The following is a 22,780-nucleotide window of genomic DNA, read 5'->3' on the forward strand; positions in this document are numbered from 1 at the left end:
GACCTGTGACCGCTTGTCTCAGCCGCCGGACAACGGCCTCGGTGACCTGGCGGAACCGACTAGGCTCCGGTCCGTGGCCGATATCCAGATTCCCGCTGACATCAAGCCCGCAGACGGCCGTTTCGGCGCGGGCCCCTCCAAGGTGCGTACGGAGGCGCTGGACGCCCTGGCCGCCACCGGTACGTCTCTGCTCGGTACGTCCCACCGCCAGGCCCCGGTCAAGAACCTGGTCGGCACGGTACGCGAGGGCGTGTCCGACCTCTTCCGGCTCCCCGAGGGTTACGAGGTGATCCTCGGCAACGGTGGCTCCACCGCCTTCTGGGACATCGCGACGCACGGTCTCATCGAGAACAAGTCGCAGCACCTCTCCTTCGGCGAGTTCTCGTCGAAGTTCGCCAAGGCGTCGAAGCTGGCCCCGTGGCTGGCCGAACCGACCGTGATCTCCTCGGACCCGGGTACGCACCCGGAACCGCAGGCCGAGGCGGGCGTCGACGTCTACGCGTTCACCCACAACGAGACCTCCACCGGTGTCGCCGCCCCGATCAAGCGGGTCGAGGGCGCCGACGAGGGCGCGCTGGTGCTGGTGGACGCGACGTCCGGCGCGGGCGGTCTGCCCGTCGACATCGCCGAGACCGACGTGTACTACTTCGCGCCACAGAAGTCCTTCGCCTCCGACGGCGGTCTGTGGATCGGTGTGTTCTCGCCCGCCGCGCTGGAGCGGGCCGCCCGGGTGCACGCGTCCGGCCGGCACGTCCCGGAGTTCTTCAGCCTCCCGACGGCGATCGACAACTCCCGCAAGAACCAGACGTACAACACCCCGGCACTGGCGACCCTGTTCCTCCTCGGCGAGCAGCTGAAGTGGATCAACGGCCAGGGTGGTCTGGACTGGTCGGTGCGCCGCACGGCCGCCTCTGCCCGCGCACTCTACGGCTGGGCCGAGGAGTCGAAGTACGCGACGCCGTTCGTGGCCGACCCGGCCAAGCGCTCGCAGGTCATCGGCACGATCGACTTCTCGGACGACATCGACGCGGCGGCGGTCGCGAAGGTGCTGCGGGCGAACGGGATCGTCGACACCGAGCCGTACCGCAAGCTGGGGCGCAACCAGCTGCGGATCGCGATGTTCCCGGCGATCGACCCGGCGGACGTGCAGGCGCTGACCGCCTGCGTCGATTACGTCATCGAGAAGCTGTAGCGGTCGCGGCCGCCCGGCGTTTCCGGCGGCATCGCTGCGACCCCTGCGACCCCTGCGACCCCTGCGACAACACCCTTGAGGGCCCGGCGTCACACGACCGCCGGGCCCTTGTCGTGCCGGTCCCTTGTCGCGCCGGGCCCGGGCCGCCCTCATGCCGGTCCCGGCACGTCGTGCCATTGGGGTGCCGGTGGCGTGGAGGTGACGTGGAGAGGCCGTGTACGTACGGCTGATTACCGCCCTATCGGGCACCCCGCTCCATCCCTACGATCGGCAGCGATCCGACGCAGTGACGCTCACGTCACCTTGACATGTTCATGTCTCAACGATTACGCACCGCTCACCGAGGCACGGACATGGGGATCGGCTGGACCCCCCACGGTTCACCCCGCAAGGCCACCGACCACACATCGATCGGAGCGCTCAGCATGCCCCGTGCCTTACGCACCGGCGCCGCCGTCACGGCCGTCCTCGCCTCCACGCTCGTCGCCGGCAACGCCGGCTCCGCCAGCGCATCGAGCTCGACCATCGTCGCGCCCCCCGACAAGATCGTCATCGAGATCGCCACGGTGAACGGATCGGGGTGCAAGCCGGGCACCGCCGCCATCGCGGTCTCTCCGGACAACACCGCGTTCACCGTGACCTACAGCGACTATCTCGCCAAGGTGGGCGGGAACGCGGACCCCACCGACTTCCGCAAGAACTGCCAGCTCAATCTGATCGTCCACGTCCCGCAGGGCTTCACCTACGCCGTCGCCAGCGCGGACTACCGCGGCTACGCCAGCCTGCAGCGCGGTGCCAGCGCCGTGCAGAAGGCCTCGTACTACTTCCAGGGTTCGCCGGACACGGCCGCCCGGAACCACCCCTTCGCCGGTCCGTACGACGACAACTGGCAGGCCACCGACACGACCGAATGGGGTCAGCTGGTCTGGGCGCCCTGCGGGGTGAAGCGGAACTTCAACATCAACACCGAGCTCCGGGTGAGGGCCGGTACCTCCAGTCCCACGCAGACCAGCTTCATGACGATGGACTCGACGGACGGCGAGATCAACACCATCTACCGCCTGGCCTGGAAGGAGTGCCCGGAGAACTGACCCGGGGTCAGGCCCCGGTCCCGGGACCCGAACCCGGAGCGGGACCCGACCCCGTTCCCGGGCTGGTACGCGCCACAGCGCCGCGAGCCCGGGACCCGGACGGCCGGGACACCCCCCGTCCCGGCACTCCGGGCCGCCTGCCGCCGCTCGTTCACCGGCTCTGCCCCCGGAGCCGGCGCGGGCGGACGGCGGGCCGCACGGCACCAGCGGCCCCGAAGGGAGGAGGCGGGAGCAGGAGCAGAGCAGAAACCACTCACGCACACAGAGCAGTGGATGGAGCTGAACGCCGCACCCGCGAGGGTGCGGGAGCCACGGCGCCCCGGAGGCCCCGGCGCCGTGGCGCGGGGCCGCCCGGTCGGGACGATGTCTCCCCGAGCCTGACCGGGCGCCCCCGCACCCTGCCCCGCGGTCCGTGGCCCGGTGGACCGGCTGTCCCGCCGGCGGCTCCAAACGCCGGGGCTCACCGGCTCGTACCGAGCCTCACCGGCTCAACCGCTGGAACCGCCGTACCGCGAGCGGCAGAAACACCGCCGTGATCACCGCCGGCCACACCACGGCCATGAGCAGCGCGTGCTGCTCGACCCACATCTCACCTCCGGCTCCCGGGTTCCCGAACAGCTCCCGGGTCGCGGCCAGCGTCGACGAGACCGGGTTCCAGGCAGCAACGGGGCCCAGCCAGTCCGGCATCAGGGAAGGCGCCACATAGACGCTCGAGATCATGGTGAGCGGAAAGACCACGGCGTACAGACTGCCTGCGGCCTCCGCGTTCGGTACCACGAGCCCGCACCACACTCCCACCCAGATCAGGCTGAAGCGCAGCAGGAGCAGCAGCCCGAAGGCGGCCGACGTCTTCACCGGCCCGCCGTCCGAGCGCCATCCGATCGCCAGGGCGGTCGCCGCGAGGATCGCGAGTTCCGCCGCTGCCACGACCAGATCGGCCACGCCCTGGCCGGACGCCACCGCGGACGGGGCCATCGGCATGGACCGGAGCCGGTCGGTGACCCCTCTGGACAAGTCCGTCACGACCGCCCCCGCGGTGCTCATGAAGCCGAACACCATGGTCATGGTGAACATCCCCGGCATCAGGAACTCCTTGTAGTCCCCGCCCCCGGGCACCCGCATCGCTTCACCGAAGACGAAGCCGTACAGGAACACGGAGACCACGGGGAAACCGAGCCGCCAGAGGATCAGGACCGGCCGGCGCCGGTAGTGGAGCATGGTGCGGCGTACGACGTTTCCGCAGTCGACGAACGCCCAGCGCACCCGCTGGGCCACGCTCTCCACCCGCGGCACGGTCAGGTCCAGGGTCGTCATCGGGCAGCCTCCGCGCCGTGTCCGGTCAGGCGCAGGAAGACATCGTCGAGGCTCGGCCTGCGCAGCCCGAGGTCCTCGACCTGAACGCCCTCGTCGCGGAGGGTCCGTGCGACCTCGGTCAGCGCGGCCACCCGATCGCGGACGGGGGCGCGCACCCGCCGCCCGCCCTCGTCGGTCTCGAGTCCGGGACCGGCGACTCGCGCGACCGCCTCGGCCGCCCGCCCCAGATCACCGCGTTCGGCCACGACGACCTCGATGACGTCCCCACCGACGGTGTCCTTCAGCCCGTCCGGGGTGTCGTCGGCGATGGCTCGTCCCCGGTCCATCACGGTGACGCGCGAGGCGAGCCGGTCCGCCTCGTCCAGGTACTGGGTGGTCAGCAGCACGGTCGTGCCGCCGGCCACCAGGGTCCGGACGGTGTCCCAGACCTCACCGCGAGCGCGGGGGTCGAGGCCGGTCGTCGGCTCGTCGAGGAAGAGCACATCCGGGGCGAGGATCATCGAGGCCGCGAGATCGAGCCTGCGCCGCATGCCGCCGCTGTACTCGCCCACACCCTTGCCGCCCGAGTCCGTGAGACCGAACCGCTCCAGCAGTTCATCGGCACGCCGCCGGGCCCGCGGCCCGCCGAGCCGGAAGAGCCGGCCGAACAGCTCCAGGTTCTGCCGGCCGGTCAGGCTGTCGTCCACGGCCGTGTACTGCCCGGCGAGTCCGATGCGCCGCCGCACCGCCTGGGGATCGCGCGCCACATCGACCCCCGCCACCGTGGCGCGGCCGCCGTCGAACCCGAGCAGGGTCGCCAGGATCCGTACCGCGGTCGTCTTTCCCGCGCCGTTGGGGCCGAGGAGTCCGTGCACCGTGCCGCGCCGGACGGCGAGGTCGAAGCCGTCGAGGGCGTACGCCTTTCCGTAGCGCTTGCACAGCCCCTCGGTAAGCACTGCGTATCCGTCATGTCCATCCATGTGTGCCACCTCTCCAGAAACCGAGTACACCGTACCCGATTATGGGTACGGTGTACTCGGTTTTGCCCGACGGCGGCGATCGCGGTTCAACTGGCCACTTATGCTGAGCCCATGACGAGCAGCAGCCTCGAACTCCTGTGGGGCACCGGGGAACGGCCCAGCCGGGGACCCAAGCCCGGCCTCGACCTCGACCGGATCGTCGGCTCGGCCGTCGAGATCGCCGACACCGAGGGCCTGGACGCCGTCTCCATGCGTCGCGTCTCCACCGCGCTCGGCGTCGGCACGATGTCGCTGTACCGGTACGTCCCCGGCAAGGCGGAGCTTCTCGATCTGATGTTCGATCGCGTCCAGGCCGAGTCCCTCAGCGCGGACCCGCCGCGGCCCGTCGAATGGCGCGAGGCGGTCGGGATCCTGGCCCGCGGCTACCACGAGCTGTTCCACAAGCACCCGTGGCTGCTCAAGGTCAACGAGGCCCGCTCGGCCCTCGGCCCCAGCGCACTGCGCGGTCTGGACGCCTGCCTCGCCGGCCTCGGGGGAATGGGCCTGAGCGACCCCGAGACCATCTCGGTGATCATCACGGTGCGGAGCTTCGTCGCGGGAGTCGCCCGCATGGAGATCCAGTCGGCCGAAGCCGCCAAGGAGACCGGAGTGAGTGACGAGGCCTTCTGGGAGGCTCAGCGTCCCTTCCTGGAGCGGGCCATGCTGAGCGGGGAGTTCCCGCATATGGCGGCCCTGTCCGAGGAGACCTTCTCGCGCGAGTTCGACCACTTCGGCTTCGGGCTCGAACGGCTGGTTGACGGACTCCAGGTGCTCGTCGACCGGCGGCGCGCCGGGCGGTGAGGCGGGGCCGGTCACCCCCGGCCGGTCACCCCGGCCCGGTCATACGGGCCGGTCATACGGGCCGGGCCAACGGCCCCTTCTCCGTGCCGCCCGTCGGCCGCCGCCTGCTCAGCCCTTGCGCCGCCGTGACCGTACCGCCACGCCCAGCAGCACCGCGGCGGCCAGCGCCGCCGCCGGTACGGCGAAGCCCTTTCCGCTGCCGCCGCCGTCCGACCCGGACGCGCCCCCGCTCGACGACCCCTGCGCGGTATTGCCCCCCGTGCCCTTGCCGTCGTCCTTGACCAGCTCGCGCCGGGCGACCTCGCTCTGCTCCCCTTCGGTACCGAACATCAGCGCCTTGCCGTCGGTCGTGTACGTCACCGATTCGGACTGTCCCTGCAGAGGAGCGCTCACCGGGTGGTCGGCGCCGAGGCGTCCACCGCTCCACACATATCCGCGGGCGCTGAAGTAGGAGCGCAGCACGAGCTCCTTGCCGTCCGGCGAGAACGCGCCGTCCGTCACCCACGGCACCTCGCCGATCCGGCGGAAGACGTTGGTACCGCCCGTCACCAGCCGCTCGGGGCCCTCGTACAGCCCTCCCCCGCCCTCCTGCTTGCTGGCGATGTAGACGCGCCCGGTCTTCGGATGGACCATCAGCGACTCGGCGTTGCGCGGACCGTCCGCGTACTTGACGACGTACTGCGTGGCGTGGACGGTGGTGTCCTTCAGCTTCCGCGGCTCGGGGAAGCGGTAGATCCAGACGTGGTCCCAGGTGCCGTTCGCGTTGTCCCCGATGTCACCGACGTAGACGTTGCCGTCAGGGCCGACGGAGATCGCCTCCATGTCGCGGGGCTTGCCGACTCCCTGGAGCGTGACGGTCGCGACGGTCTCGCCGGTCTTCGCGTCGACGGCGAAGACCCGCGGCTCGTCCTGGTCGTTGTGCGTCCAGTAGATGCCCGGGTGGGCGCGGCTCGCCGCGAGACCGCTGGATTCGGTGATCCGGGAATCCTTGATCGTGAAACCGCCACCCTCGCCGTCGTCGGCGGCGGCCCCGGCGGCGGGCGTGGCGATGGCCGCGGCCGTCAGCAGGGCGGCAGCGACGGTGATCAGAGTCGTACGCAACGAACGCATGCCCCCAAGTGTCCATCGTCACGTCATCCGCCGGGACCGCGCCCTGCGAGGGTCGTCCATGATTGGCCCATGCGTTTCATGTTCGTCGGTGACTCCATGACCATCGGACGCGCCGGCGACTACACCTGGCGCTATCGGATGTGGCAGCACCTCAACCGGTCCTTCGGCGGACCGTACAAGATCGTCGGTCCGCGCACCGGGCTGTACGACGCCACGGCCGACGCCCCCGTCTCGACCGTCTACGCCGACCCGGACTTCCCCGCCCACGCCCGCAAGCACCTGGCCGGCTGGGGCGAGGGCTGGCTGCACATGGCCCCGCTGATCGGCGAGGCGGTGACCACGGCCCGCGCGGACGTGCTGCTCGTCTCGCTGGGCCTGATAGACCTCGGCTTCTATACGAACAGCAGTCAGACCGCCGAGAACGTCCGCGCGTTCGTCGCCGCGGCCCGCACCGCGAACCCGCACGTCAGGGCTGTGCTCCTGCCCGTGATCCCCAATGTGCGGGCGTTGTCGGACGCCCCCTTCGCCGTCGAGTGCGAGCGCTTCAACGAGCTCCTCGCCAAGGCCGTGGCCGACCTCGACTCCGACACCGCCCCCCTGCTGCTGGCGTCCATGCCCGCGTCGTACGACATCCACCGCGACACCTACGACGGTACGCACCCGGGGCCTTCGGGCGAGCACAAGCTCGCGGAGGCCTTCGCCGACGCGATGCACCAGGCGTGGGACATGGGCGGACCCTACGAGCCCGCGGCCTGAGTCACTCCCGGGGAGACGCGGCGATAGCTGCCGCCGTCCCTGGTGCGGGCCAGCAGTCCCGCGACGACCAGATAGCGGCGCAGCGCCGCGGCGTCCTCGTGCACCGAGCGCAGTGCCTCGTTGATCTCGGGCTCGCTGTACTCCCGCCCGGGTTCGAACAGGGTGTGGGCGAGATGCGCCAGCAGTTGCTCGCGGCGGGCCGGCTTCCGGGGGATCGTGACCAGCCGCCCGTGCGAGAAGAGGTCGGCCACGCCGCGCGCCCCGCCGGTGGTCCTGCGGTCGGTGCCGGCGCTGGCGTGTTCGTCGCCGTTGCCGTTGGCGTTGGCGTTGGCATGGGGACGGTCGTCGGAGTGGGACATGGTGGGCAGCCTCCAGCACCGTTCGCCACGGCGGCAACGGGTTTTCACGGCCGCACGGCCGCCCAGGTCACAGCGCTGCCCGGCGGTCACCGGACGGCGCCGGCGAGAAGGTGCGAACGGCGCACAGGAAGGTGACCCTGGAAGGCGGGGGGCACACCTCAAGGAGGTCGTCCATGTCCATGATGGACAAGATCAAGCAGATGCTGAAAGGCCACGAGCACCAGGCATCGAAAGGCGTAGACAAGGCCGGCGACATGGTCGACGACCGGACCCAGAGCAAGTACAGCGGCCAGGTCGACACCGCCCAGGACAAGCTCAAGGAGCAGTACGGCGGTGACCAGCCCGGCCAGGGCCAGGACAGGCCGCCACAGCCCTGACGGAACGGAAGGAACCATGACCGGGAACACCCAGCTCACTGCCCGCGACATCATGACCAGTGGCGTCCAGTGCATCGGCGCACATCAGTCCCTGCTGGACGCGGCGAAGATGATGCGCGATCTGGACGTCGGCTGTCTGCCCATCTGCGGTGACAACAACAGGCTCACGGGCCTGATCACCGACCGCGACATCGTCGTACAGTGCTGTGCCGAAGGCATCGACCCCGCGACGGTCCAGGCAGGTTCCCTCGCCGGGGAGCTCCGCTGGATCGACGCGAACGCGGGTGCCGACGACGCCCTCGCGACGATGGAGCAATACCAGATCAAGCGCCTCCCGGTGATCGACGTCAACCAGGGCCACCGGCTCGTCGGCGTGATCACGGAAGCCAACCTGGCGAAGAACCTCACGGACGCGCAGATCGCGGAATTCGCGACCCGGGTGTACGCGAACGTCTGAACCGGAACCGTCAGGGCGGCGCCCGCCCGCACCGGGGCGCCGCCCCGCACCGCGCACGGTGCGGAACGCCGTCGCGCGGGAACGCCTCAGGCGTCGAGCGCGATCGCGTTCTTGGCGTGCGCGACCGACTCCTCGCTCGCCGGTCCCTCCGGATTCTCCGTGGCCAGGGCCTGGTTGAGAGCGACGAACGGACGCATGCGCTCCTCGTAGCGGGCGAACGCGGCGCCGTGGTCACCGGGTGCGCGCCCGAGTTCCTCCGCCAGGACGTACGCGCCCACCAGCGCCAGGCTGGTCCCCTGCCCCGACAGCGGCGAGGGGCAGTGGGCGGCGTCCCCGAGCAGCGCCACCCGGCCCTGTGACCAGCGGTCCATGTGCACTTGGGCCATCGCGTCGCAGAAGAAGTCCGGGGCCTGCGACGCCGCCTTCGCCAGTCGCGGCCCCTCCCAGCCCAGCGAGGCGAGATGGTCGACGACCCGCTGCCGCAGGGCCTCGGTGTCCTGGTCGGGCAGCGGCTCGGACATGAAGCCCGCGGCGATCCTCAGCTCGGAGTTGTCCCGTACGGGCATGACGCCGAAGCCGATGTCTTCGGCGCGGAGCCAGTACTGCCAGTTGTCGAGGTCCAGGAAGTTGTCGGCGCTGAAGACGGACAGATACATGCCCAGGTGACGGAGGAAGTCCGGTTCCGGGCCGAAGACCAGCCGGCGTACGCCCGAGTGCAGGCCGTCCGCGCCCACCACCAGATCGAAGGTGCGCGGGGCGCCGTAGGTGAACTCCACGTGCACACAGTCGTCGCGCTGCTCGAGGGCTCTGATGCTGTCGCCGTACACGAACTCGGTCCGGCCGCCCACGTGTTCGCTCAGCAGTCGCACCAAGTCCTCACGGAGCAGCTCGATGTCCTCGCTGTCGAGCCGGCCGCTGCTGTACGTGGCTTCGGTCGAGCGGTGGATCTCGTTTCCCTCCCCGTCGAGCACCGACATGCCCCGCATACGCGTACGGACCTGTCGTGCCCGGTCCAGGAGCCCCATGCGGTCCATGACGTCGAGGGCGGCACCGCGGACGTCGATGGCCTGGCCTCCCGGACGGGGCCGGGGCGCACGCTCGAGGACGGTGGGAGTCAGGCCGTGGCGGTGCAGCCAGTAGGCGAGTGCGGAGCCGGCGATTCCGCCGCCGGAGACAAGGACAGTCGTCATTTCGAGAACCCTTCATACGGTGTACGCGCAACTGAATGTACGCCGTACGCACCTGTCTGCCAACTGGCATTTTCAGGTCCTGTACTAGGTCAGAGACAGGATCGGAGCACTCTGCGCTGCTAGGCTCTGCACTAGTACAGCTACTGATCCCGGAAAAATCGACGGAGCGACAGCCACCATGGGCTCGGCACACTCATCCACCGGCCGCACCGGCCCGGACACCCCCGCCGAACCGCCTTTCCGGCGCATCGCGGCCGACATCGGACGCCGTATCGCCGACGGCGAGCTGGCGCCGGGCGACCGGGTGCCGTCGACCCGGCAGATCGCCCGCGAGTGGGGGGTGGCCCTCGCCACCGCGACCAAGGCACTGACGGTCCTGCGGCTGGAGGGACTGGTGGAGGCCAGGCCCAGGGTCGGCACCGTCGTCGCCGGGGGCGCGGGCGGAGGTTCCGGCCACCTCACGGGCAAGAGCGCCGTCGGCACGGGCGAACGCACGGGCCGGGGCGCATCCCGACCCGACGCCCCCGCCGGCACAACCACCCGGCCCGGCACCGCACCGACCGCAGCGTCCGCGTCCTCCGCGCCCACGGCGTCGCCCCGTCGCACACCCGGGCACTCGTCCGGACCCGGCGAGCGCGAACTGACCCGCGAACGGATCGTCCGCGCCGCTCTCGACATCGCCGACACGGAAGGGCTGGCCGCGCTGTCGATGCGCGGAGTCGCGGCGCGGCTGGGAGTCGCCGCGATGTCCCCGTACCGGTACATCACCGGCAAGGACGACCTCGTCCTGCTGATGGCCGACACCGCCTTCGGCGAGGAGGCCTACCCCGACTCACCGCCCGAGGGCTGGCGGGCTCGGCTGGAACTCGGTGCGCGCACCTTGTGGACGCTGTTCCGCCGCCACCCCTGGCTGGCCCAACTGAGCCCGCTCACAAGGCCGTTGCTGCTGCCGAACCTGATCGTCCACGCCGAGTGGCTGCTCGGCGCACTGGACGGACACGGTCTCGACGCCGTCGAGGTGTTTGACCTGCATGTGGTCCTCTACGGCTATGTCGAGGGCCTCGCGGTCAATCTGGAACGCGAGGCACAGGTCGCGTCCGCCACCGGTATGTCCGAGGAGCAGTGGATGGACGGGCAGCACACCCCGATGCGGGCCATCGCCTCGTCCGGCCGGTTCCCGGTGTTCAGCAGGATCATCGCGGCCTTCGACGACAACGGCGGGTACGACCTCCACCTCGACGCTCTGTTCGAACTCGGGCTCCGGTGCCTGCTCGACGGCTTCGCACACAGGCTCGAGGGAACCAGGGGGTAGGCCGCGCATGAGGTGAGCCGACCGGACCTGGTTCTCGCCACGGCGCGTTGTGAGCGACGCGCCTGTCGTTGTAGTGCGCGGCTGCAGCGACACGCGGCAGCGGGGAGGATCGCCGCCATGACCATCATGAAGACCGACAGGATCGAGATGGCCGGCAGCAGCGATGAGCGCCCCGCGTCGAATCCGCCCGTCAGGCCTTGCGCGCGGATTCGAGGTGGGCGAAGACCACGACGTTCTCCTTGTAGTCCTTGACCTTCCTGTCGTAGGCACCCCCGCAGGTGATCAGCCGCAGCTGGGCGGTCGGGGCGTCGTTGTAGACGCGTGCGTTGGGGAACTTAGCCTTGCTGAAGGATTCGACGGAGTCGACCTTGAACGTGGCGATCTTGCCGTCGGCACGGGTGATCTCGACCTTGTTGCCCTTCTTGAGCGCACTGAGGTTCACGAACACGGCGGGGCCGGTCTTCGTGTCGAAGTGGCCGGCGACGATGGCCGTGCCCCGTTCCCCCGGCGTGGCGCCGCCGTTGTACCAGCCCACCAGGTTCTTGTCGTTGGACGGCGGCGCGTTCAGCTGGCCCGATGTGCCGAGCGCCAGCGGGGTGAAGGGAGCGCTCACTGAAATGGCACGAATCCGGATCCGCTGGGGGACGGAACGGGGCAGCGCGGGGCCGGGACCGGCGGGCGGAGCAGCGGACGGTGCGGCTGACTGACCGGCGGCGGGAGCGGCGGTGGGCCCGACGACGGTGGGGGTGACGATCACCACGGGCCGGACCGGCTGCAGCTGGAGCGTCGTGGCGTCGAAAGAGCCGTAGACCAGAAGCACTCCCGCTCCCACAGTGGCGACGGGCCACAGCAGGGCCTGCCGGAGAGACGTGAGCGAGCCGACGAACGGCTGGGCGGGCTCTTCGGACGGCTGCCGGAATGTCATGTGCGTGCCTTTCAGTGCTCGGTGATCCGGCGTGATGACGCGGGGAAACGTCGGCGCCGCGGCCACCGTCCGGACCGGACGGTGGCCGCGACAACGCGGTGAGACGGCTGGAGAGAGGGCCGTGTCAGGCGCGGGCACCACCGGACGCGTTGCGACGACGCAGCTTGTACACGACGGCGCCGATGCCACCGAGCATCAGGATCGAACCGGCAGCCAGACCGCTGCCGGTCGAGGCAAGACCGCCACCACCGGTGTGGACGCCGCCGTTGGGCTTGTCGGAGTCGTCCTTGTCACCCTTGTCGTAGTCACCCTTGCCGTAGTCGTCCTTGTCGCCCTTGTCGCCCTTGTCGTAGTCGCCCTTGTCCCCCTTGTCACCCTTGTCGTAGTCGCCCTTGTCCCCCTTGTCACCCTTGTCGTAGTCCCCCTTGTCGCCCTTCTCCCAGTCCTTCTTGTCGCCCTTGTCGCCCTTCTCCCAGTCGTCACTGGTCACGAGGCCGGCAAGAGCACCGCCACCGGCCTTGACTCCGCCGTTGGGCTTGTCGGAGTCCTCCTTGCCGGAGTCACCCTTGTCGTAGTCGCCCTTGCCACCCTTGTCGTAGTCGCCGCTGTCGTAGTCGTCCTTGTCGCCCTTGTCGTAGTCGCCCTTGCCGTAGTCGTCCTTGTCACCCTTGTCGTAGCCGCCCTTGCCGTGGCCCTTGTCGTGGCCACCCTTGCCGTGCTCGCCCTTGTGACCCTTGTCGTGGTCGCCCTTGTCGTGGCCGCCCTTGCCGTAGTCGTCCTTCTCGTAGTCGTCCTTGCCGTAGTCGCCGTCGGCCACAACACGGGCAAGAGCGCCGCCACCGGTCTTGACGCCACCGCTGGGCTTGTCGTAGTCGCCCTTGTCGGAGTCGTCCTTGCCGTAGTCGTCCTTGTCACCCTTGTCGTAGTCCCCCTTGTCACCCTTGTCGTAGTCGTCCTTGTCGCCCTTGTCGTAGTCCTTCTTGCCGTGGCCCTTGTCGTGGCCCTTGTCGTGGCCCTTGCCCCAGTCCTTCTTGCCGTGCTCGTCCTTGTGGCCCTTGTCGTGGCCACCCTTGCCGTAGTCGTCCTGCTCGTAGTCCTTGCCGTAGTCGCCCTTGTCGTAGTCCTTCTCGTAGTCGCCCTTGCCGTAGTCGTCCTTGCCGTAGTCCTTCTCGTAGTCCTTCTCGTAGTCGTCCTTGCCGTAGTCGCCGTCGCGGCTGGAAGAAGAGCCGGCGGCGCCACGGTCATCAGCAACGGCGATGGCATAGGCGGCGGGAGCTGTGACCGACAGGACCGCAGTGACGGCGGCCGAAATCCACAGGGTGCGGGCAGAGCGCATGGATCCATTCCTTTCGCCGCGGACTGCGACGGCCGACACATCATCGGCTCATCGGATCGCAGTAGCGACTTCCCTCACCGTCAGCCGAATTCGGGGGACGCACCAATCGAGAACGCCGCATTCGAGCTACACCATGGGCTTTTCGAGTGGCGATCGGCCCGATAATCACCCATTGGACGGCCCCCCGAACCGAAGCCCGCGGCCACGAGCGGGAGGCGATAGCGCCCTCCGCCGCTCGCCCGCCGACAGAGACCCCGTCGCCAACGCGGTCGCTTAGCACGGCGACTGGTGCGACCTGACGGTCCGACGGCTTCGGCGTGTCGCGGGTGCCCCCGGCCTGTCGCCGCGCGTCCGGGCGCGCGTCTCGACCGTTCCCGGGCGTCCCGGCGCCGCGCCCCGGCACCCCGTGGGCGGTGCGTTTCAGGCCGCGCGCCCCGCGCGCGTCAGACGGTTCGCGTACGTCGACATCGTGTAGGCGCCGATACCGAGCACGACCTCCAGGGCGTTGCGTTCCGTGAAGCCGTACGAGAGGAATCGCCGCAAGTCGTCGTCGTCGACGGCACCCGCACCGGCAAGGACGGCGAGGGTGAAGCGCCGCACCTCCTCGAGCCGCTCGACGGGCAGCGGACGCCGGTCGCACAGTGCCGCGGCGAGCTCCTCGTCCGCACCGAGCGCGCGGAGCTTGCCGGTGTGCATCTCCACGCAGACATGGCAGTCATTGCGCACGGCGACGGTCATGATGACGACCTCACGCGCCACCGGCTCCAGTGTGCTGCGCTCGAAAGCGCCGCTGACGTGCAGGAATCCAGTGAGCAGTTCGGGTGCCCCGGCGAGCAGCGCCACGGCCTCCGGCAGATGGCCGAGGTTCCGGACGATCGCCTCCATGGCCTTGCGTGATGCCTGCGGAGCGGTCTCCAGGGTGTGCTCGGTGAACATGTCTCCCCCTCCTAGAATGGACAACATGGTTGACCAAAATAAAGTAAACCAGGTTGTCGAACCGGGCAAGGCGAACGGGCTCGCGGCACATGGCCGTGCTCGGCAGGGATACGAACTGCCGCTGCTCCTCTTCGCCGGCTTCCGCACCCTCATCGACCGCCTGCACTCCGAGCTGGCCCGTCAGGGCCATCCCGATCTCCGGCCCGTGCACGGCTTTGCGATGCAGGCGGTCGGGCTCGACGGACCCACCGCGAGCGAGGTGGGGCGACGGCTCGGGGTCTCCAAGCAGGCGGCGGGCAAGACCGTCGACCGCCTGGTCGCGCTGGGGTACGCGGAACGTACGGACGACCCCGCCGACGCCCGGCGCAAGACCGTCCGGCTCACCCCGCACGGTCTGGACGCACTGACCCGCTCGGCCGCGGTCTTCGACGAACTGCGGGCGGAGTGGGCACGGACCCTGGGCGCGGATCAGCTGGACCTGCTCGAGGACGGGTTGCGGGCGGTCGTGGCGGCAGACGCGCTCCGGCTCGACGCGGCGGGCTGGTTCGGCGGCATGTGAGGCGCGCGCCGCCTGCACACCACGGCACCTCACGCACCCACACGCGCGACCAGGTGAGCATCCTCTTGCCGGAGAGAACTCAAGGCAGTTGGCTTGGGGCCATGAAGTACACACAGCTCGGACGCACGGGACTCAAGGTCAGCCGGCTCGTCCTCGGCACCATGAACTTCGGACCCCAGACCGACGAGGCGGACAGCCATACGATCATGGACGCCGCGCTGGACGCGGGCATCAACTTCTTCGACACCGCCAATGCCTACGGCTGGGGTGCGAACAAGGGCCGGACCGAGAAGATCATCGGCAACTGGTTCGCCAAGGGCGGCGATCGCCGTGACAAGGTCGTCCTCGCCACCAAGGTGTACGCCAACATGGGCCTGGACGGCCCGGCCTGGCCGAATCACGACAAGCTCTCCGCTCTCAATATCCGCCGCGCCGTGGACGCGAGCCTCAAGCGGCTGCAGACGGATTACATCGACCTCTACCAGTTCCACCACGTCGACCGGGACACCCCGGTCGAAGAGATCTGGCAGGCCGTCGACGTCCTGATCAAGCAGGGCAAGATCCTCTACGTCGGCTCGTCCAACTTCCCCGGCTGGAAGATCGCACAGGCGAACGAAGTCGCGAGCCGGATCGGCATGGTCGGTCTGACCAGCGAGCAGTGCCTGTACAACCTCGCCGAGCGACGCGCCGAGATGGAGATCATCCCTGCCGCCCTGGAGTACGGACTCGGGGTCATCCCTTGGTCGCCGCTGCACGGAGGTCTGCTCGGCGGCGTGATCAAGAAGGAGGCCGAGGGGGGCCGGCGGGCCGAGGGACGGTCCGCGGCAGCGCTCACCGACACGTCCGTACGGGAGAAGGTGCAGGCCTACGAGGATCTGCTCGACAAGCACGGGCTGGCTCCGGGCGAGGTGGCCCTGGCCTGGCTGCTCACCCGTCCCGGGGTGACGGGTCCGATCGTCGGGCCGCGCACGGTGGATCAGCTGGCTTCCGCCCTGAGGGCGGTCGAGCTGGAGCTGGGCGAGGAGCTGCCGGCGGAGCTGGACGGGATCTTCCCCGGGCCCGGACCCTCGCCGGAGGCCTTCGCCTGGTAGGTGCGGGGCCACGGATCGGATCGGTCCGCTCCACCGGGTGCCGATGGACCTCATCGGGTGGCCGGTGCGCCTCATCGGGTGCCGTTCCCGGCTGCTCCGGCCGCCGGGAACGGGCTCCGGTGCCCTCACGCGGTCAGCGACCGCCGCTGGTCATCGCCCGAGCGCCGCCGCCACCGCCACGATCGCGAACATCAGCACGAGCACACCGGCCATGATCCGGTTCCTGGTCTTCGGGTCCACTCTTTGAGCCTAACCCGACCGGAAAGCCGCTCCGCCGTCCGGTGGTGCTCTCGCCCGGTCACCCGCCCCGAGCCGACAGCCCCGGGCACATGAAGGCCCCTGCCGCTCTTCGTGGAGCGGCAGGGGCCTCGACCACACGGAGGACACCGCCGATCAGCCCTCGTGGGACCGGCCTCGTCCGCGCCGAAGACATCGCGTGGTCGGACGGGCACGCCTATGCCGGGAGCTTCGACGCCATCTTGAACGTGTGGCTGGACGAAACGGGACGACGACCCCGGACCGTTCCGGCGAACGCCCCACGGTCATTGCGGACTGGAAGACGAGCCGGGCCATCCACCCGGACGTGGCTCTTCAGATGTCGGCGTACGCGCACGCTGACCGGCTGGTTGACGCTCAGGGCGTGAGCGTGCCCAAGCCCGACTTCGACGGGGCCTGCGTCCTGCACATCACGGACGAGACGTGGGCCTTAAAGCCGGTCCGCATCGACAGCGACGACGTGTTCGCCACGTTCCTGCGGCTCTGCGAGATCTTCACGTGGGACCGGTCCACGTCGAAGACGGTCATCGGCCGGGCGATCGCCCAGGCTGCCGGACAGCTCGTGACGGGCACCCAGCGCCGGGCCAAGTAGCCCATGCCCAACGCAGTACCGCCCCGGTGACTTCGGTTGCGGGGGGACCGGTGCTCACGCGCCGAGAGGCCAGTCCCCGACCGTCTCGTACCGGGGCTGCTCGCCCTCCACCCCACTCCTGGGCAGGTTGCTGCGGACGAGGAGCAGCTGGGACACCCTCCATGGCGTGCCCTCGAAACCGTCCAACTCGTCGGCGAACGGCCGCAGATCCTGATCGCCGCGTGTCCGGGCGATCGTCAGGTGCGCCTGGTAGCGGCGGTGCTCCTCCATCTCCACGCCCGCCCGCCGCGCGGCCGCGTCGGCCCGCTCGGCCAGCATGCGCATGGCGTCGATGTCCCCCGCCGCACCGATCCACAGGGCCCGGCGGCCGAAGTGACCGCCTCCGTGCAGCCGCAGCCGGAACGCCTCACTGCGGTGAGCGGCGCGCCCGAGCCGCTCCCGCAGATCGGGCAGGAGCGACTCGTCGACCTCTCCCATGAACGCGAGCGTGAAGTGCCAGCCCGGCCGCTCCGTCCAGCGCAGTCCGTCGGAGCCGGGCAGGGTGTGCAGCCGGTCGACGGCCGTGCCGAGTTCACGGAGGGCGTCTGCGGGCGGCACCACACCGGCGAAAAGTCTCATACGGCGAGTCTGGCAGCCCCGCCGGTGCCGGTGCAGGGACATCTCCCAGGGGCCCAGGTCCTGTCCGGGCTTAGGGGGTTTCTAACGGATCTCCGCGGCGTCGGAGATCCATCAGAAACCCCTAACCGGCGGCCCTTTCGGCGGCGCTCGCCTGCCATGCGCGTCCCATCGCCCGCAGCAGCGCCGGGTACACCCCCACGTACCGGAAGGGCCTGATGGCCGCCATGTACAGCGCGCCGAACAGTCCGTTCGGCTTCACCAGGACGGCCATCTGGCCGCGGAAGCCTCCGGCCCCGTCCGGGACCCAGCCGATGTGCATCACCCCGTGGACCGTCCGGTTGGCCATCTCGGCCACCCACTCGTCGTCCAGGCTGTAGACGGACGTGAGCGGAACGGTACGGGGGTCGGGACCCCGGGGGGCGTCGAGCAGATCCGCCGGCAGCCGGTCGCGCAGCGTCCCCACCCGGGAGCCGATGCCGGCGCCCGACGCGTCCCAGCCGAGCAGCTTCCCGAGCTTCCAGCGGATCGCGAAGAGCACGCGGTAGACGGGCGAGGAGACGGCCGCTTCGTCCGAGCCGTTCGTGATCTGGCGCACCAGGTGCGGCAAGTCGCCGGGACCGCCCGGTGTGGGCAGCGCCCACACGTCCTCGACGTGGAAGTCTCCGGCGATCTCGTGGATCCGCCATGGGCGGGACGTGTGCGCGGTCCTGGGGAGTCTCATGAGCCGGCTCCTGTCTATACGATGGCGTATAGATAAACCTAGACCGTTTGCACGGCACCGTCTATACGTATCCGTATAGACGGTGGAGGCGTGAGAGGAAACACACCATGGCCCTGGCCCGCACGCCCCGCGGCACATGGATCGAGGAGGGCATCCGGGCACTCGCCGCCGGCGGCCCGGAGGCCGTCCGGATCGAGTCGCTCGCGCAGTCGCTCGGCGTCAGCAAGGGCGGCTTCTACGGCTACTTCCGCAATCGGGCCGCGCTGCTCACCGAAATACTCGACACATGGGAGCGCGCGGTCACCGAGAACGTGATCGAGCGGGTGGAGAGCGGCGGCGGTGACGCCAGGGCCAAGCTGGTCCGGCTGTTCACCATCGCCGGCGCCGACGACACGATGACCGGCATCACCGCCGAACTCGCGATCCGCGACTGGGCCCGGCGCGACGAGCCCGTCGCGGAGCGCCTCCGGCGCGTCGACAACCGGCGCATGGCGTACATGCGCCGGTTGTTCGGCTCCTTCTGCCCCGACGAGGACGACGTCGAGGCCCGCTGCATGATCGCCTTCGCCCTGCGGATCGGCAACCACTTCATCGCGGCCGACCACGGCGCACGCGACCGCGCGCAGGTCCTGGAGATCACCCGGGAGTGGCTGCTGAGGTGAGGCCTCTCGAGGGGATCGAGGGGATCGAGGGGATGGTCGGGATAGCTGGGATGGCGCGGATAGCTGGGATGGCGCGGATCATGCGGATCACGCCGCGGCGGTGACTCGCTCGCGCGGTACGAAGCGGACGCGCGGCAGGCCCTGCCGCATGTCCACCCGCATCCGCAGACCGCCCACCCGTACCAGGATCAGGCCGATCACCGCCGCCGCGGCGATCGCGACCGCACCGCCCGTGGCGAAGCCGACACGGGCGCCGTAGGTGTCGGTGATCCAGCCGACGATGGGGGCGCCCAGCGGCGTACCGCCGACGAAGACCATCATGTAGAGGCTCATCACACGGCCCCGCATCGCCGGGTCGGTGGCCAGCTGGACCGAGGAGTTGGCGGTGACGTTGACCGTCAGACCGACCATGCCGAGAGGCACCAGCAGCAGCGCGAACAGCCAGAAGGACGGCGAGAGGGCCGCGGCGATCTCCAGGGCGCCGAACAGCGCCGCGGCGCCGACCAGCATCCTCAGCCGGGACGAGCCCCGGCGCGCCGAAAGCAGTGCACCCGCCAGGGAGCCCGCCGCCATCAGCGTGTTGAGCATGCCGTACGTGCCCGCGCCGGCATGGAACACCCCGTCGGCGAACGCGGTCAGCCAGATCGGGAAGTTGAAGCCGAAGGTGCCGATGAAGCCGATGAGCACGATCGGCCACACCAGCTCGGGGCGTCCGGCGACGTAGGCCAGTCCCTCGCGCAGCCGGACCGTGCCGCGCGGTGCGCCGGCGGTCTTGTGCAGCTCGCCGGTGCGCATCCTCAGCAGGGCGATGACGGGAGCCAGGAAGAACAGCCCGTTCAGCAGGAAGGCCCAGCCGCTGCCCACGGCGGTGATCAGGGCACCGGCGACGGCAGGGCCGACCAGTCGCGCCGACTGGAAGTTCGCCGAGTTCAGGCTGACGGCGTTGCGCAGCTGGGCAGGGCCGACCATCTCGGAGACGAAGGACTGCCGGGCCGGGTTGTCGACGACCGTGACCATGCCGAGCAGGAACGCGATCAGATAGACGTGCCAGACCTGCACATGGCCGGAGAGGGTGAGCACGGCGAGCGCGAGTCCGCACAGGCCGAGGGCGCCCTGGCTGAACAGCAGGATGCGGCGCTTCGGGTAGCGATCGGCGATGACGCCGCCGTAGAGGCCGAACAGCAGCATCGGCAGGAACTGCAGGGCCGTCGTGATGCCGACGGCCGCAGCGGAGCCGGTGAGGCTCAGGACCAGCCAGTCCTGGGTGATACGGGCCATCCAGGTGCCCGTGTTGGAGACGATCGCCCCGGTGAAGAACAGCCGGTAGTTGCGGACCTTGAGCGAGGAGAACGTCCCGGTGGGTGCGATGCTCCCCGCGGCCGGTGCCGTGGTGGCGGTGGCTGCCGTGGCGGCAGCCGTCTCCTGTGACGCGTTCGGAGTCGGAGTCGGGTCCGGGTTCGACGTCGGGTTCAGAATCGGGTTCGGGTTCGGGTTCGGGTTCGGTGCGGGTGCGGAGTCTGCTCCGGGTCCCGTACTCAAAAGCGTTCGCCTCCTTCGGCCGAGCGGGTGAGGTCTGGGGTCAGCCCCCGGACGGCGGGGTCAGATGTGCGAGCTTCTCCAGCACGGGGGCCGCTGCGCGCAGCTTGGCCCACTCGTCCTCGTCCAGACCCTCGGTGAGGGACGCCAGCCAGGCGTTCCGCTTGCGACGGCTCTCCTCGAGCATGGCCTCGGCCTGCTCGGTCTGGCTGACGACCTTCTGCCTGCGGTCGTCGGGGTGCGGCTCCAGCCGGACCAGGCCCTTGGATTCCAGCAGTGCCACGATGCGGGTCATCGAGGGCGGCTGCACATGCTCTCTGCGGGCCAGCTCACCGGGGGTGGCGGAACCGCAGCGGGCCAGGGTGCCGAGCACCGACATCTCGGTCGGGCTCAGCGATTCGTCGACGCGCTGGTGCTTCAGGCGCCGGCCCAGCCGCATCACGGCGGAACGAAGGGCGTCCACTGCGGCGGCGTCCTCCGGCGGCAGGGCTGCCGGAGGCAGGGGGCGGGAAAGGTCAGGCATGTTCATTAGCGTAACTCATTACACAGCCTAAATACCAACCGGTTTCCCATGTCGGGGAGAGCGGTCAGGGCGTCACCCATATGGGTGAGAGGGGCCGGGAAAGTGACGCACCGGCCGGTTCCGGCCAGCGACGCTGGCCGGTATGGCATCGACAGTACTCAGCCTGCGGATGGACGAGGAGCTGCTCGATCGGCTCCGGCGGCATGCCGCCAGACGCGGCATGAGCGTCCAGGACTACGTGGTCCGGACGCTCATGCGCGACGACTTCGACGAACGCTTCAAGGCGGCCGTCGACGAGACGGAGAGGTTCTACGGCCGCGGCCCCACCGCTCGGGAGCGGCGCCGCCCCGCCTGACCGGCCGGTGGGCCCGGGACGACGCCGCCCGTCCGAAGAGCCCGGGCCCGGCGCCCCCGGCACCGGGACCTCTGGGCCGACCTCACCCGATCAGGTGAGTCCGAGGGCGGGCATGGCGTAGAAGAAGACGAACACCGCCGAGACGACGTACATCGCCACCGGCACCTCACGGCCGCGGCCCGCCGCCAGCCGCAGCACGCTGAAGGCGATGAAGCCGATGCCGATGCCATTGGTGATCGAGTACGTGAACGGCATCATCACCATGGCCAGGAACGCCGGAACCGCGATCGTGTAGTCGCTCCAGTCGATGTCCCTGACCGAGCCCGCCAGGATCAGGAAGCCGACCGCCAGCAGCGCGGGCGTCGCCGCCTGGGACGGCACCATGGTCGCGAGGGGCGTGAAGAACAGCGCCACAGCGAACAGCCCGCCCGTGACGACGGACGCCAGACCCGTACGGGCACCCTCGCCGACGCCCGCCGTGGACTCCACGAAGCAGGTGTTGGCGGAGGACGAGGTCGCCCCGCCCGCGGCGACCGCGATGCCGTCGACGATCAGCACCTTGTTGATCCCGGGGAACTCACCCTTGTCGTCCATCAGCTTCGCCTCGTCACCGACGCCGAGGATCGTGCCCATCGCGTCGAAGAAGCAGGACAGCAGTACCGTGAAGACGAAGAGCGCGCCCGTGAGCAGGCCGACCTTCCCGAAGCCGCCGAACAGGCTGACCTGTCCGATCAGACCGAAGTCGGGCGTCGCCACCGGATTGCCCGGCCACTCGGGCACGGTGAGGCCCCAGGCCTGCCCCGGCAGCCCGGCGATCAGCTGGATGGCGACGGCGACGACCGTCATCACGACGATCGAGATCAGGATGGCGCCGGGCACCTTGCGGATGATCAGCGCGAGGGTGAGCAGCGTGCCCAGCACGAAGACCAGCACCGGCCAGCCGCTGAGGTGGCCGGTGAGGCCGAGCTGCAGCGGGACGGTGGTGTGGGCGGCGTCGGGGATCCGGGAGACGAAGCCCGAGTCGACGAGGCCGATCAGCATGATGAAGAGGCCGATGCCGATGGCGATGCCCTTGCGCAGGCCGACCGGCACGGCGTTCATCACGCGTTCCCGCAGGCCCGTCGCAACCAGCAGCATCACCACGATGCCGGCGAGGACGACCAGGCCCATCGCGTCGGGCCAGCTCATCCGGGGGGCGAGCTGGAGCGCGACGACGGTGTTCACACCGAGCCCCGCGGCCAGTGCGATCGGGACGTTGCCGATGACCCCCATGAGCAGGGTGGTGAGCGCCGCGGTGAGCACCGTGGCGGTGACCAGCTGGCCGCTGTCGAGCTGGTGCCCGTACATGTCCTTCGCGCTGCCGAGGATGATCGGGTTCAGCACGATGATGTAGGCCATCGCGAAGAAGGTGGCGAAGCCGCCCCGGACCTCACGGGCGACCGTGGAGCCGCGCTCGGAGATCTTGAAGAAGCGGTCGAGCGGGGCGAGAGGGGCACCGGGACCGGAATCCGGCTGCTGCGGCAGCCGTACGTCCTCGGGGGCGGTGGCCGTGGGGGGCATGCGGGACCTCGTCGATGATTCTTGCCGGTGTACTCGGATGTTCATACGAAGGATTCCGGCCGGACACAAACCGCTTCAGTATGAACGTATAAGGGGAAGATCGGTATCTCCGCGCGTAGACACCAACGGCGGC

General features: G+C 69.8%; 25 protein-coding genes. 12 read left to right on the forward strand and 13 right to left on the reverse strand.

Annotated features, from left to right (window positions below; translation table 11 throughout):
* Nucleotides 1–73: 73 nt before the first annotated feature.
* Together serC and ACTWOL_RS16700 are read left to right on the forward strand one after the other, a co-directional pair.
* Nucleotides 74–1,192, forward strand: a complete 1,119-nt coding sequence (gene serC / locus ACTWOL_RS16695) for a phosphoserine transaminase (protein WP_474297516.1) — start codon at nucleotides 74–76, stop codon at nucleotides 1,190–1,192.
* 425 nt (nucleotides 1,193–1,617) lie between these two features.
* Complete coding sequence (locus tag ACTWOL_RS16700; RefSeq protein ID WP_474297517.1) at nucleotides 1,618–2,283, forward strand: DUF4360 domain-containing protein; 666 nt, start codon at nucleotides 1,618–1,620, stop codon at nucleotides 2,281–2,283.
* A gap of 480 nt (nucleotides 2,284–2,763) precedes the next feature.
* Here the strand turns inward: ACTWOL_RS16700 and ACTWOL_RS16705 are convergent, their stop codons facing one another.
* Both ACTWOL_RS16705 and ACTWOL_RS16710 read right to left on the reverse strand, forming a co-directional pair.
* Nucleotides 2,764–3,597, reverse strand: coding sequence for an ABC transporter permease (locus ACTWOL_RS16705; RefSeq protein WP_474297519.1), 834 nt, complete (start codon nucleotides 3,595–3,597; stop codon nucleotides 2,764–2,766).
* Nucleotides 3,594–4,556, reverse strand: coding sequence for an ATP-binding cassette domain-containing protein (locus ACTWOL_RS16710; protein WP_474297520.1), 963 nt, complete (start codon nucleotides 4,554–4,556; stop codon nucleotides 3,594–3,596). The genes ACTWOL_RS16705 and ACTWOL_RS16710 overlap by 4 nt, the downstream gene beginning before the upstream one ends.
* A gap of 111 nt (nucleotides 4,557–4,667) precedes the next feature.
* Here ACTWOL_RS16710 and ACTWOL_RS16715 point away from each other — a divergent pair, with 111 nt between their 5' ends.
* Nucleotides 4,668–5,396: a TetR/AcrR family transcriptional regulator gene (locus ACTWOL_RS16715; protein WP_474297521.1), complete on the forward strand. Its 729-nt coding sequence runs from the start codon at nucleotides 4,668–4,670 to the stop codon at nucleotides 5,394–5,396.
* Between the two features lie 108 nt (nucleotides 5,397–5,504).
* Here the strand turns inward: ACTWOL_RS16715 and ACTWOL_RS16720 are convergent, their stop codons facing one another.
* The gene (locus ACTWOL_RS16720) at nucleotides 5,505–6,506 is read right to left on the reverse strand and encodes a YncE family protein (RefSeq protein WP_474297522.1); all 1,002 of its coding nucleotides are present in this window, start codon (nucleotides 6,504–6,506) and stop codon (nucleotides 5,505–5,507) included.
* A gap of 69 nt (nucleotides 6,507–6,575) precedes the next feature.
* Here ACTWOL_RS16720 and ACTWOL_RS16725 point away from each other — a divergent pair, with 69 nt between their 5' ends.
* The gene (locus tag ACTWOL_RS16725; protein ID WP_474297523.1) at nucleotides 6,576–7,262 is read left to right on the forward strand and encodes a GDSL-type esterase/lipase family protein; all 687 of its coding nucleotides are present in this window, start codon (nucleotides 6,576–6,578) and stop codon (nucleotides 7,260–7,262) included.
* On the opposite strand, the gene ACTWOL_RS16730 is transcribed toward ACTWOL_RS16725, so the two are convergent.
* Nucleotides 7,244–7,621 carry a DUF2087 domain-containing protein gene (locus ACTWOL_RS16730; protein ID WP_474297524.1) on the reverse strand — a complete coding sequence of 126 codons (378 nt, stop codon included), beginning with the start codon at nucleotides 7,619–7,621 and terminating at the stop codon, nucleotides 7,244–7,246. The two genes, ACTWOL_RS16725 and ACTWOL_RS16730, sit on opposite strands and share 19 nt — an antisense overlap.
* A gap of 173 nt (nucleotides 7,622–7,794) precedes the next feature.
* Here ACTWOL_RS16730 and ACTWOL_RS16735 point away from each other — a divergent pair, with 173 nt between their 5' ends.
* The gene (locus ACTWOL_RS16735; RefSeq protein WP_474297525.1) at nucleotides 7,795–7,998 is read left to right on the forward strand and encodes an antitoxin; all 204 of its coding nucleotides are present in this window, start codon (nucleotides 7,795–7,797) and stop codon (nucleotides 7,996–7,998) included.
* A 16-nt stretch (nucleotides 7,999–8,014) separates the two neighbouring features.
* Entirely contained in the window at nucleotides 8,015–8,455 is a 441-nt protein-coding gene (locus tag ACTWOL_RS16740) for a CBS domain-containing protein (protein WP_474297526.1), read from the forward strand.
* A gap of 86 nt (nucleotides 8,456–8,541) precedes the next feature.
* Here ACTWOL_RS16740 and ACTWOL_RS16745 read toward each other — a convergent pair whose 3' ends face one another.
* Nucleotides 8,542–9,645 (reverse strand): FAD-dependent monooxygenase, encoded by a 1,104-nt coding sequence (locus ACTWOL_RS16745; protein WP_474297527.1) that lies wholly within the window; start codon nucleotides 9,643–9,645, stop codon nucleotides 8,542–8,544.
* Between the two features lie 178 nt (nucleotides 9,646–9,823).
* On the opposite strand from ACTWOL_RS16745, the gene ACTWOL_RS16750 reads away from it, so the two are divergent.
* Nucleotides 9,824–10,957: a TetR/AcrR family transcriptional regulator C-terminal domain-containing protein gene (locus ACTWOL_RS16750; protein ID WP_474297528.1), complete on the forward strand. Its 1,134-nt coding sequence runs from the start codon at nucleotides 9,824–9,826 to the stop codon at nucleotides 10,955–10,957.
* 190 nt (nucleotides 10,958–11,147) lie between these two features.
* Here the strand turns inward: ACTWOL_RS16750 and ACTWOL_RS16755 are convergent, their stop codons facing one another.
* The 3 genes from ACTWOL_RS16755 to ACTWOL_RS16765 form a co-directional block, all read right to left on the reverse strand.
* Nucleotides 11,148–11,882 carry a class F sortase gene (locus ACTWOL_RS16755; RefSeq protein WP_474297529.1) on the reverse strand — a complete coding sequence of 245 codons (735 nt, stop codon included), beginning with the start codon at nucleotides 11,880–11,882 and terminating at the stop codon, nucleotides 11,148–11,150.
* 124 nt (nucleotides 11,883–12,006) lie between these two features.
* Nucleotides 12,007–13,218 (reverse strand): hypothetical protein, encoded by a 1,212-nt coding sequence (locus tag ACTWOL_RS16760; protein WP_474297530.1) that lies wholly within the window; start codon nucleotides 13,216–13,218, stop codon nucleotides 12,007–12,009.
* 420 nt (nucleotides 13,219–13,638) lie between these two features.
* Nucleotides 13,639–14,154, reverse strand: a complete 516-nt coding sequence (locus ACTWOL_RS16765) for a carboxymuconolactone decarboxylase family protein (protein ID WP_474297531.1) — start codon at nucleotides 14,152–14,154, stop codon at nucleotides 13,639–13,641.
* A gap of 25 nt (nucleotides 14,155–14,179) precedes the next feature.
* Here ACTWOL_RS16765 and ACTWOL_RS16770 point away from each other — a divergent pair, with 25 nt between their 5' ends.
* The 3 genes from ACTWOL_RS16770 (at nucleotide 14,180) to ACTWOL_RS16780 (ending at nucleotide 16,672) form a co-directional block, all read left to right on the forward strand.
* Entirely contained in the window at nucleotides 14,180–14,713 is a 534-nt protein-coding gene (locus tag ACTWOL_RS16770; protein ID WP_474297532.1) for a MarR family winged helix-turn-helix transcriptional regulator, read from the forward strand.
* 101 nt (nucleotides 14,714–14,814) lie between these two features.
* Nucleotides 14,815–15,804 (forward strand): aldo/keto reductase, encoded by a 990-nt coding sequence (locus ACTWOL_RS16775; RefSeq protein ID WP_474297533.1) that lies wholly within the window; start codon nucleotides 14,815–14,817, stop codon nucleotides 15,802–15,804.
* Between the two features lie 487 nt (nucleotides 15,805–16,291).
* Entirely contained in the window at nucleotides 16,292–16,672 is a 381-nt protein-coding gene (locus ACTWOL_RS16780; protein WP_474297534.1) for a hypothetical protein, read from the forward strand.
* A gap of 54 nt (nucleotides 16,673–16,726) precedes the next feature.
* Here ACTWOL_RS16780 and thpR read toward each other — a convergent pair whose 3' ends face one another.
* Together thpR and ACTWOL_RS16790 are read right to left on the reverse strand one after the other, a co-directional pair.
* Complete coding sequence (gene thpR / locus ACTWOL_RS16785) at nucleotides 16,727–17,290, reverse strand: RNA 2',3'-cyclic phosphodiesterase (RefSeq protein WP_474297535.1); 564 nt, start codon at nucleotides 17,288–17,290, stop codon at nucleotides 16,727–16,729.
* A 121-nt stretch (nucleotides 17,291–17,411) separates the two neighbouring features.
* On the reverse strand, nucleotides 17,412–18,011 hold the full coding sequence (locus ACTWOL_RS16790) for a DUF2867 domain-containing protein (RefSeq protein ID WP_474297536.1): 600 nt from the start codon (nucleotides 18,009–18,011) through the stop codon (nucleotides 17,412–17,414).
* 107 nt (nucleotides 18,012–18,118) lie between these two features.
* Here ACTWOL_RS16790 and ACTWOL_RS16795 point away from each other — a divergent pair, with 107 nt between their 5' ends.
* A complete protein-coding gene (locus ACTWOL_RS16795; protein ID WP_474297537.1) occupies nucleotides 18,119–18,673 on the forward strand; it encodes a TetR/AcrR family transcriptional regulator in 555 nt (184 codons plus the stop codon).
* 87 nt (nucleotides 18,674–18,760) lie between these two features.
* On the opposite strand, the gene ACTWOL_RS16800 is transcribed toward ACTWOL_RS16795, so the two are convergent.
* Nucleotides 18,761–20,212: an MFS transporter gene (locus ACTWOL_RS16800; protein WP_474297538.1), complete on the reverse strand. Its 1,452-nt coding sequence runs from the start codon at nucleotides 20,210–20,212 to the stop codon at nucleotides 18,761–18,763.
* Nucleotides 20,213–20,252: 40 nt separating this feature from the next.
* A complete protein-coding gene (locus tag ACTWOL_RS16805; RefSeq protein ID WP_474297539.1) occupies nucleotides 20,253–20,732 on the reverse strand; it encodes a MarR family winged helix-turn-helix transcriptional regulator in 480 nt (159 codons plus the stop codon).
* A gap of 142 nt (nucleotides 20,733–20,874) precedes the next feature.
* Here ACTWOL_RS16805 and ACTWOL_RS16810 point away from each other — a divergent pair, with 142 nt between their 5' ends.
* Nucleotides 20,875–21,087, forward strand: a complete 213-nt coding sequence (locus ACTWOL_RS16810) for a hypothetical protein (protein ID WP_474297540.1) — start codon at nucleotides 20,875–20,877, stop codon at nucleotides 21,085–21,087.
* Between the two features lie 90 nt (nucleotides 21,088–21,177).
* Here the strand turns inward: ACTWOL_RS16810 and ACTWOL_RS16815 are convergent, their stop codons facing one another.
* Entirely contained in the window at nucleotides 21,178–22,647 is a 1,470-nt protein-coding gene (locus tag ACTWOL_RS16815) for an NCS2 family permease (protein ID WP_474297541.1), read from the reverse strand.
* Between the last annotated feature and the right edge of the window lie 133 nt (nucleotides 22,648–22,780).

This window comes from Micromonospora sp. IBHARD003, from assembly GCF_056106285.1.